The organism is Brevibacillus sp. NL20B1 (assembly GCF_018195675.1).
GTDB classification, from domain to species: domain Bacteria; phylum Bacillota; class Bacilli; order Brevibacillales; family Brevibacillaceae; genus Brevibacillus; species Brevibacillus aydinogluensis.
The window spans coordinates 17,726-26,782 of the sequence record NZ_JAGTPT010000009.1 but is presented as its reverse complement, the minus strand read 5'-3'; the positions used below and the strand labels follow the sequence as shown (position 1 = coordinate 26,782).

At 53.6% G+C, this 9,057-nt stretch carries 12 protein-coding genes and 4 tRNA genes; 13 read left to right on the top strand and 3 right to left on the bottom strand.

From position 1 onward, the window contains the following. The first annotated feature begins 113 nt into the window (after window positions 1–113). From KDN35_RS08045 to KDN35_RS08035, 3 genes are all read left to right on the top strand, one after another. Window positions 114–1,631, top strand: a complete 1,518-nt coding sequence (locus tag KDN35_RS08045; RefSeq protein ID WP_212132503.1) for a two-component system sensor histidine kinase NtrB — start codon at window positions 114–116, stop codon at window positions 1,629–1,631. 260 nt (window positions 1,632–1,891) lie between these two features. Next, complete coding sequence (locus KDN35_RS08040; protein ID WP_171564762.1) at window positions 1,892–2,602, top strand: cytochrome c biogenesis CcdA family protein; 711 nt, start codon at window positions 1,892–1,894, stop codon at window positions 2,600–2,602. Window positions 2,603–2,615: 13 nt separating this feature from the next. Beyond that, a complete protein-coding gene (locus tag KDN35_RS08035) occupies window positions 2,616–3,158 on the top strand; it encodes a TlpA family protein disulfide reductase (protein ID WP_171564763.1) in 543 nt (180 codons plus the stop codon). Window positions 3,159–3,288: 130 nt separating this feature from the next. On the opposite strand, the gene KDN35_RS08030 is transcribed toward KDN35_RS08035, so the two are convergent. Next, a complete protein-coding gene (locus tag KDN35_RS08030; protein WP_171564764.1) occupies window positions 3,289–4,455 on the bottom strand; it encodes a CapA family protein in 1,167 nt (388 codons plus the stop codon). A 266-nt stretch (window positions 4,456–4,721) separates the two neighbouring features. Between KDN35_RS08030 and KDN35_RS08025 the strand changes: the two genes are divergently transcribed. The 8 genes from KDN35_RS08025 (at window position 4,722) to KDN35_RS07990 (ending at window position 7,112) form a co-directional block, all read left to right on the top strand. Continuing rightward, window positions 4,722–5,015, top strand: coding sequence for an Mpo1-like protein (locus KDN35_RS08025; protein ID WP_029099143.1), 294 nt, complete (start codon window positions 4,722–4,724; stop codon window positions 5,013–5,015). A gap of 234 nt (window positions 5,016–5,249) precedes the next feature. After that, a complete protein-coding gene (locus KDN35_RS08020; protein ID WP_212132502.1) occupies window positions 5,250–5,450 on the top strand; it encodes a hypothetical protein in 201 nt (66 codons plus the stop codon). Window positions 5,451–5,655: 205 nt separating this feature from the next. After that, on the top strand, window positions 5,656–6,222 hold the full coding sequence (locus KDN35_RS08015) for a thioredoxin family protein (RefSeq protein WP_171564766.1): 567 nt from the start codon (window positions 5,656–5,658) through the stop codon (window positions 6,220–6,222). Window positions 6,223–6,311: 89 nt separating this feature from the next. Continuing rightward, window positions 6,312–6,620: a hypothetical protein gene (locus tag KDN35_RS08010; protein ID WP_212132545.1), complete on the top strand. Its 309-nt coding sequence runs from the start codon at window positions 6,312–6,314 to the stop codon at window positions 6,618–6,620. A 106-nt stretch (window positions 6,621–6,726) separates the two neighbouring features. After that, window positions 6,727–6,802: transfer RNA gene (locus KDN35_RS08005), tRNA-Thr, on the top strand. 12 nt (window positions 6,803–6,814) lie between these two features. Next, window positions 6,815–6,899, top strand: a tRNA-Tyr gene (locus KDN35_RS08000). A 42-nt stretch (window positions 6,900–6,941) separates the two neighbouring features. Continuing rightward, window positions 6,942–7,027: transfer RNA gene (locus KDN35_RS07995), tRNA-Leu, on the top strand. Between the two features lie 11 nt (window positions 7,028–7,038). Continuing rightward, window positions 7,039–7,112, top strand: a tRNA-Gly gene (locus KDN35_RS07990). 224 nt (window positions 7,113–7,336) lie between these two features. On the opposite strand, the gene KDN35_RS07985 is transcribed toward KDN35_RS07990, so the two are convergent. Beyond that, complete coding sequence (locus KDN35_RS07985; protein WP_171564767.1) at window positions 7,337–7,771, bottom strand: ImmA/IrrE family metallo-endopeptidase; 435 nt, start codon at window positions 7,769–7,771, stop codon at window positions 7,337–7,339. A 24-nt stretch (window positions 7,772–7,795) separates the two neighbouring features. Further along, the gene (locus KDN35_RS07980) at window positions 7,796–8,227 is read right to left on the bottom strand and encodes a helix-turn-helix domain-containing protein (protein WP_171564768.1); all 432 of its coding nucleotides are present in this window, start codon (window positions 8,225–8,227) and stop codon (window positions 7,796–7,798) included. A 217-nt stretch (window positions 8,228–8,444) separates the two neighbouring features. Here KDN35_RS07980 and KDN35_RS07975 point away from each other — a divergent pair, with 217 nt between their 5' ends. Both KDN35_RS07975 and KDN35_RS20075 read left to right on the top strand, forming a co-directional pair. Beyond that, window positions 8,445–8,675, top strand: coding sequence for a helix-turn-helix domain-containing protein (locus KDN35_RS07975; RefSeq protein WP_171564769.1), 231 nt, complete (start codon window positions 8,445–8,447; stop codon window positions 8,673–8,675). An 82-nt stretch (window positions 8,676–8,757) separates the two neighbouring features. Next, a complete protein-coding gene (locus tag KDN35_RS20075) occupies window positions 8,758–8,883 on the top strand; it encodes a hypothetical protein (RefSeq protein WP_283092128.1) in 126 nt (41 codons plus the stop codon). Window positions 8,884–9,057: the final 174 nt, after the last annotated feature.

The following is a 9,057-nucleotide window of genomic DNA, read 5'->3' as shown; positions in this document are numbered from 1 at the left end:
AATCGTGCGAGCCGATGATCACGCCGCTTTACACAGCGACAATCTTTTGGTGATAATAGGAAATGTAGGGCAACATCCAAAAATGGAAACAAGCGTGAAGGAGCCAGTGGGAAGTGAAAAAACGTGTCGCTATGCGCGTAACCAGTCTGGCCCCTGATCTGGCGGCCAAAGCGAATTCGTTATTGTTGAACCACGACCAACTCTCCGATCTATTCAAGGCAGACGCCCCCCACACCCTGGCACTGCTGGAGCAGTTCATCAAGGGATTTGCGAATGTTTTGGAAACCGGGAACGGGTTGATGCTGGAACAGCAGATGAGAGAGTTTGCGTTGAAACAGGCCAAGCAGGGGGTGCCGCTCGCCAGCATTCTGGAATTTATCCGGCTGGGACGTGACGTGATTGTGGAGCAGCTGCAGGCAGAAGCGGAACAGTTGATGCAATCGCCCGCGGAATGGCCCTCATTTTCTTCAATGCAGATGGACGTGTTTCGTTATGTCGAAAAGCTGATAGACGCTGTGGTACAAACCTGTCAAATGGCCGAGCGCGAGGACATGCGCCAGCCTGAAAGCGCTCTTACCGCAGGTGAACCGTTTACGGAAGTGGCGGAACAGGGACTTGTGCAGCTCATCTTGAAGTCGACAGACATCGCCGTGCTGATGATCGACAAGGATCTGCGGATTGTGGAAGCCAACCAAGCCCTGGCAGATCTGCTCTCGGTGGAGCGGGAGCAAATCATCGGCAAGCAGATCGACGAAACGTTTCGCCCGCGCGAATGTGAACGCTTTCTGCAATGGGTGGTGGAGCGCGGCCAATCCGGTCACTACGTGGCGGAATACAATGGCAAGTGGACAACAGTCAGCACCAGCCCGATCTATCACGAAGGGGAACTGCAGGGAGCCATTGCCGTGATGCGCAACATTACGGAGAGCAAGCGGTACGATGAGGAACTGACCAAGCGGGAAGCCCTCGCCGCCGTAGGGCAGCTGGCTGCCGGCATGGCCCATGAAATCCGCAACCCGCTGACCTCGATCAAAGGGTTTATTCAACTGCTGCGGGAACAGATGGAGACAGACGGAAACCAATCGTATTTTTCCGTCATCTTGACCGAAATCGAGCGGATCGACGGGCTGTTGAACGACGTACTTGTCCTGGCTCGCTACCGGGACGACAAGATCGTAGCCGAACGGTTTTTGGTGATGGAGGAAGTGCTGGGCGTGATTCGCCTGCTGGAACCGGAGTCAATCCGACGGGGCATCCGGTTGGAACTGAACTGGTCCGGCGAACAATGGCATGTCTTCGGCTACCGCGCGCGCATTAAACAGGCGATTTTGAATATCCTGAAAAATGCGCTGGAGGCACTGGCATCCAAAGGGTCAGTCGTTCAGGTGTCGGCGTACGCGTCGATCAATCAGGTCGTCATTATTGTGGAGGATGACGGCGTGGGCTTGTCCGACAGTGTCAAGCAAAATCTGTTCGTGCCGTTTTACACGACCAAACCGGATGGAACGGGGCTGGGACTGTCCACGACGCAGCGGATCATCATCGATCACGGCGGCGAGATCTTCGCCGACAATTCGCCGCAGTTGGGCGGGGCACGGTTTGAGGTTCGGCTGCCGATTTCCATGCAGTAAGCGAGCGGCAGAGAAAACGGGCACAAACCCTCGTGCTGATTGACCCGCAGTTGGACAGATACATATCAATTGAGAAAAAGACGGATGACTGTTTCATTCGTCTCTTTTTAGTTAGTGGGATCTTTTGGTTACAGCGAGTTACCATAATATATCTTCTGTAAACGAAATTCCAACGTTTTTAAGACAAAGTGCCCGATCCACTTTTTGGACAAGGACTGCATCCGTTACAATAGTACAAAATGGTGTCCTCGGAGGTAGTTATGACTGCAAATCTTTCCGTATTGCTGGCTTTTGGCGCGGGGCTTCTTTCCTTTGTTTCCCCATGCTGTCTGCCGCTCTACCCTTCGTTTTTGTCCTATGTGACCGGCATCACCATGGACGAGGTGAAGAAGGGGAGGGCGGTCTTTCAACGGCAGGCGTTGCTGCATACGTTGTTTTTCATTCTCGGGTTTTCCATCGTCTTTGTCGCACTGGGTCTGTCCACGTCCTGGCTGGGCAATCTGTTTGCCGAGAAAAAAGACCTGATCCGCCAACTGGGCGGCATTCTCCTGGCGGTGATTGGGCTGGTCCTGCTCGGTGTATTCCAAATGGACTGGATGATGCGGACGTGGAAGATTGATTTAAAATCTCGCCCGTTGGGGTATACTGGGTCCATACTGGTCGGCATCACCTATGCGGCGGGGTGGACGCCGTGTGTGGGTCCGATCCTCTCCGGGATCTTCGTGCTGGGCGTGACCGATCCGACGCGTGCGCTGACCTACACGCTGGCCTACACCCTGGGGTTTGCCCTGCCGTTCTTCCTCATGACGTTTTTCATCAGCAAGGTCGGAGCGATCGTCAAGTACTCGGACCGGCTGATGAAACTGGGCGGTGCAGCCATGATCCTGTTCGGGATCCTGCTGTATACCGATAAGTTGACGGAAATTACCCGCGTCCTGATTCAACTGTATGGAGGCTTTACCGGATTCTAAACGAGGTGAAGAGATGAAAAAACTGCTGCCGGCACTATTTGTAGCCTTTTTCGTCGGACTGATCTTCTGGCCGCATGCGGGACAAAGCCCGACGGTCATGGCGGAACCGAAAGCGGAACAAAAGCCGATACAGGGTTATGAAGCCCCCCATTTTACGCTGATCGGGATGGACAACCAGACGTATCAGCTAAACGGCAAGCGTAATAAGCCGCTCATCCTGAATTTCTGGGCTTCCTGGTGCGGTCCGTGCCAGATGGAAGCACCGGAACTGCGCAAGTTCTACCAAAAGTTTGGTCAGCAGGTGGATCTGTACGCCATCAACGTGACCAGTGAAGACAGCGTGGACGGCGCCAAAAACTTTGTGCAGACATACAAACTGCTGTTTCCCGTGCCGATGGACAAGACAGGGGAAGTGGCCAACCGCTATCGGATTATGGCGTTTCCCACCACATTTCTGATCGATCAGCAGGGTATCATCCGCAAAACCATCATCGGCATGGTTGACGCGGCCGTCCTGGAGCAGGAAGTACGCAAACTGCTGTCCGAAAAGCGCTGACCGCTGCGAGGTGCAGCGGTTTTTTCTTCGTGTTAGTGTTTCGATACGTACATGAAAAGGAGCCTGGATTTCCGGCTCCTTTTTTGTGATCCGTATGTCAGCGCAGGGCGTGGTGTTTCCGGTCGCCAGTTCATTGTGCCGTCTGGGCAGTCCCGCCATGCACGCTGCCGTCCGGATCGATCCTGACATGGGTGGAGATGGATTCGATCCGCTTGAGCAGGCGGGCGCCGTCCGCCTCGTTCATCGGCACCGGCTGTCCCAACTCCGCGTGGTACGGCAGCATCTTCAGAGTGCAGTCTCCCTGTTTCGTGCATGTCGCCTGCAGCACCATGGTCTCCCAGGTTTTCGGCTCTGCGGCACGCGTAAAAATGAAGTTGCCCAAACTGTACGCAATCCACTTGCCATGATACGATTCAAACCCCTGCAGCACGTGCGGATGACTGCCGACGACGAGATCGGCACCGGCGTCAATGTAGGCACGGGCCAGTTCCTTTTGGTGATCGACAGGGAGGTCCACTTTTTCCTTGCCCCAATGGGCGATTACGACGACGAGGTCGGCTTTGGAACGTGCCGCGCGAATCGCCTCGACAGCGCGGGCCGGGTCGTACGAGACGGCGAGTCCCGGCTTGTTTTTGCCGGCGTACCAACTGACTTCCGGTACAACCCGACTGAAGCCGAAGAACGCGATGGTGATGCCGTGTCGCTCGACCAACACCGGGGCGTATGCGCGGGCTGCATCCGCACCGGCGCCGACATAGGCGATCTCGTTTTCATCCAGTACGCGCATCGTGTCAAGCAGGCCTTCCACACCCTGGTCCATGGAATGGTTGTTCGCCAGGTTGACCAGGTCAATCCCGGCTGTTTTCATCGCCGGTACAGCTTCCGGGGGCGACTTGTACACATAGGTCTTGGCAGCGGGTGTTCCGCGCGTAGTCACGGGTGTTTCCAAATTGACGACGGTAACATCGTCGTGCTGAAACAGCGATGTAACGTGCACAAACGGAAAGTCGAAGCCATTCTCCCTCAACCTCGTTTCCACGTGGCCGGACATCATCGTGTCTCCCGCAAAGCTGAGCGTGACGGTCGGATCGCTGCCTGCCGTTGATTCGCCGGCTTGTTCCACTTGACCGCTTCCGCTCTGCCGGGGAATCTCCCTCTGCAGATTCTCCATATGATACAACCCGAAGAACAGAAAGAACATCACACCGAGTACGAGGCCATTAAGCAACATGTACAAGCGTCTGCGCCGTCTCTTCCTCTTTTCGGCCTTGACCCGTTCCGTTCTGGTCCGATTCATCGCTCTCCCACCTGTAACATCACGGTTTTTCTCTGACAGCAAACACTTCCTCATTATACCATCCTTTGCTTGGCTCCCACATGAAAAGCGGCCCATGACAGCCAATATGATGCGCAAGTCCTCCGTTCACGCGCGACGGTCATGAGGCCCAGATGGGGAGACGAATGGGCGATCCGTCGTGGGAAAGCAGCGAAAATACGGCAGTGAACGGCTTCAAAGGCAGTACTCCAAAGTGTTAGAATATTGAAAAAAAGGAGGTCTTTAACATGGAGGAAAAGGTGTCCTTTTTGGAACGGTACAAGCGCGACCACCAGCATCCCGTCAACAAGCTGACCCACGCGTTCGGCATTCCCATGATCGTCATTTCCCTGCCGCTCTTTTTCTGGAGCTGGAAGTGGGCGCTCGGCCTGTTCATCGTCGGGTGGATCTTCCAATTTGTCGGCCACTACGTTGAGGGGAATCCTCCCTCCTTTCTGAAAAATCCCGTCTTTCTGCTGATCGGACCGTGGTGGATACTGAAGCGGCTGTGGGGGTTTCTCACCGGCCAGCCGTACCGGTGAGGAGGTAATCCACAGCGGACCGGGGCCATGACGAACGGCCGGAGGCGCTTGCTGCGCGCCGGCTGTTTTGTGCCGACACCGTCATGGCGAGACACCGGGCGAACCAAAACCGTGCCGCATCTTTTCCGCTCCCGGCCCAAATTCCGGCGGGTGTCTCCGTTTTGTGTCCGTGCCCATGGAACAGGGCTGTTCTCCTTCATACAATAAACCGATCCAGCGGAGGAGGGAGAACGGATGGCAAAACCAAAAAAGGCAAAGACGAACCGGGAATCCCGGCAGCATCCCAACCAGTTGAATCTGAAAATCGTCACAGCCGAGACCTGTAAAGCGTGCAAGCAGCCGTGTGCGCGAGGCATGGCGTACGTCGACAAGATGTCGCGGCCGGGGGCGGTGGGCCGTGGTGTGCCCTGCATTCTGACGGCTCCCCGGACATGATGGAAACGACAGCGCGAACCCGCGCTGTTTGTTTTTGAGGATGGTTTTGGGAAACATGCAACGTCTGGAGCCCCTTGCGCGGGACAAGCCCAGGCACCGGTGCGGCGATAGCAGCTGAGAGTTAGGCTGTGAGCGGGAAGAAAGAGGATTTTTGTTCCGCTGTGTGGAAAGCTAGAACGGTACAGTGAATTGAGGAGGGGAAACCATGTCGGTCAATGTGGCCCACAAATTTGGAAACGGATTGAAGCCTCAGGTGTTCATGGACACCATGAGCAAAAATAAGGAAGCCTTTGCTGGGTGGTATGAAGCATTTTCCTGGCCGAGCGAAGAGGATCGGCAATTTTTTGCCTCGCTGCGCCACCGCGACGACTTGCGCTGCCTGATTTTGGCCGCCGACTGGTGCGGCGACGTCGTGCGCAATGTGCCCGTCTTGTTCCGCGCGTTGGAGGAAACGGAAATGCCCGTGGAAGTACTGGTGATGGAACAGCACCTCGATCTGATGGACCAGTTTCTCACCATGGGCGGCAGAGCGATTCCCATCGCCATCTTTGCCGACGCGGGCGGCCATGTGCTGGGGAAATGGGGACCGCGCCCGCAGCACGTCCAAGCGGTAATGGTCGCCTTCAAACAGCAAAACCCTGACCGCAGCGCGCCGGACTACGAAGAAAAGATCAAGGTTGCCCGCGCCGAGATGCTGGAGAAGTACGGTGAGGGAACGGGCTATCAGGCGGTAATCGTCAAAGAACTGAAAGAACTGCTTTCCTCGATCTAGGAAAGCAGCAACAGCGGATGTATGGAATTCCTCCGGCCAGACGCCCGACGCGATACATGGCCGGAGGTGCAGAAGAAGGGATGACGAGCTTGCATTACTACGGAAATGAGACGATTATGTCTGTGGAACAGGTACTCCGCCTGAAGCCAGGGGAAATCCGCATTCTGGAATGGGTGCGCACCTATGAATTCATGGAGAATCAATGGGGCGTGGACGAACCCGTTCCGCACTTTCTGGAAATCAAGTGCGAATCGGTCGGCGTCCGCATCCGCAAGAACCGCATCACCGATTTCCCCGACTACGTCTGCGAAGTGGAGCAGGTGTTCCCCGACGTGGAGCAGGCATTGCCGATTTTCCACGAATGGGCGAAACGCATTCTCGAGGAGCAGGGGAAGTGAAACTTTCTCTGAAATTTCCTATTGACATGTATAGCTGACTATGATAGATTTAATGGCGTCACCTCCTTTTTCACTATTGATAAAAATGGGAGGCGGACGCAAATTTGCCGGTGTAGCTCAATTGGTAGAGCACCTGACTTGTAATCAGGGGGTTGTGGGTTCGATTCCTATCGCCGGCACCACGGGCATTTTATGGGGAGATAGCGAAGTGGCTAAACGCGGCAGACTGTAAATCTGCTCCCTCTGGGTTCGGCGGTTCGAATCCGTCTCTCCCCACCATTGACGATTTCTTTCCAATCTGTTATAACATTATACAGACGTGCCGGTGTGGCGGAATGGCAGACGCGACGGACTCAAAATCCGTTTCCAGCAATGGAGTGGGGGTTCAAGTCCCTTCACCGGCACCATACTCCCAGATGCGGGTGTAGTTCAATGGTAGAACTCCAGCTTCCCAAGCTGGCGGCGTGGGTTCGATTCCCATCACCCGCTCCATATGAAACCCTTGAGAAATCAAGGGTTTTTTGCTTTTTGGAAAGGGAATGTTGAGGGGGGAAAGCGGGGGTGGTGTGCCTGATCCGCTTTCCAGGTGCATCAACCTGCTTCGACGACGAGTAGGAAATTGTTCTCACCGCGTTATTGACACTTGCCATGTTGTTTTTGCAAGAACATATGTTCGGCTTTGGGGCGAAATCATGCCCTGAAACAGGGGAAACCTGTCACAGTTTCTTAAGATGCGCAATCTCACGTGGAACACCATAGATGGCAGCCGCTTCATGTATGGTCATGCCGGTGCTTCGATATTCATAAAGCACACAGTCAGGCATCAACAATTCGACGGCGAATTCGTTTGCTTCACGCTCGATCCGTTCCACGGAAAAGAGCGTGTTCTTTTTTAGGAAAGGGGTGTTTACGTCCGTGTGCATCACGCTGTGACCTAATTCATGAGCGCAGGTAAAAAGTTGATCAGATTCATTCAGATCACAATTAATATGGATCATGGGTATGCGCTTGTACACATTGAAATAGCCATAAATACTGCCAAGTTCCTCGAACAGAACCACTATATTTTTCTGAGCTGCGATTTCAAAGGGGTCGTTGGTTCCGTGTTTTTTGATCAATTCTGAAACGATTTGCTTAACTGGTTTTCGCATGCAACGATCCCCATCCTCTGGCCGCTACTTCTTGTATTTGTGAGGGCTGAACTTTTTCTTCGCGAGCTCTTTCGCTAGTCGCAGGGAGTTTTCGAGTGATATTTGCAACAGTCGCTTTGTCTCCTCATCTAGTGGCTCACCGTGGAATGCCAGGGCATTGTCGCTTTCCAGGTTCTCCATGATACGCTCCAGATCCTTGGCGATATCTCGTTCTTCTTTTGGTGTGAGTTGGCCGGGAACAGGATTGTTCACAGGCTCGTCCAATGCGTCGATCAAATCATTTACGCCGACGTTAAGCGCTCCCGCGATGGCTTTCAATGTATCCACGCTGGGATTGTAACGATCACGCTCAACATCAGCCAGGTAAGAACGGGACATGTTTGCTTTCCTGGCTAACATTTCCTGTGTAAAGCCTCTAAGTTTCCGAAACCTCTTAATATTTGCCCCGAGCGACATATCACAACACTCCTTTTTGGTCGGTATATCCGACTTTCATGACTATTATATGTCGGAAATGTCGGATATACAAGTTGATAAGTGACGGAAATACAAGTAAAATGACGGAAGGACAAGTTATATCGAGATATTCTTTTCATTTGCTCATATTTTGCCAAAAATGCTATTTTACTCTCTGACGGAAATACAATACATTTGAAACGTGGAGGTGATTCGGATGCTAGACCGAAAAGCGTTGGGCCTGGTGATAAAAAACCGGCGCAGGGAAAGGAATATCAAACAGAGCCAAGTTTCATCCGCCACCAAGTTATCTCGCAACTATATCTCGGACATCGAGAACGGGAGATACGTGCCCAGCGTCGAGACGCTTACCAAGATAGCCGTTTATCTGGATCTAGACTTAAACGTGCTGAAAATGTCGGAAATACAAGTAGATATGGAGGCATGACTTCCGTGCAAACTGTCGAGAAACGGCTGAAGCAAAACCGCGCGATTTGAGAAAGGAGGAAACGGCATGAACGACCTACGGAATGCCCGAGAAACTGCTTGATTCCCGCAATACGTTGAGCAAACCGAGCCTGCCAGACAGCGTCTGCTGCAGCCAATCGCGTTCGACGATGACCGGGACGGTCTGGAGTGGACGGTCCGGGACGTAATTGAGGAACTGGAGTACCTGGTGGACATGAAAGCGACGATGGCGCCTGAGGAGTTTGTTAACGGGGTAAGAGAACAGGCCAGACGCCTGTTGAAATGACGCGGGCTTCGGCCTGGTGGGAGCATTGACACAGAGTCTGTACAGCAGGTTTCCCATCGGTCGATGCTTCCACGGA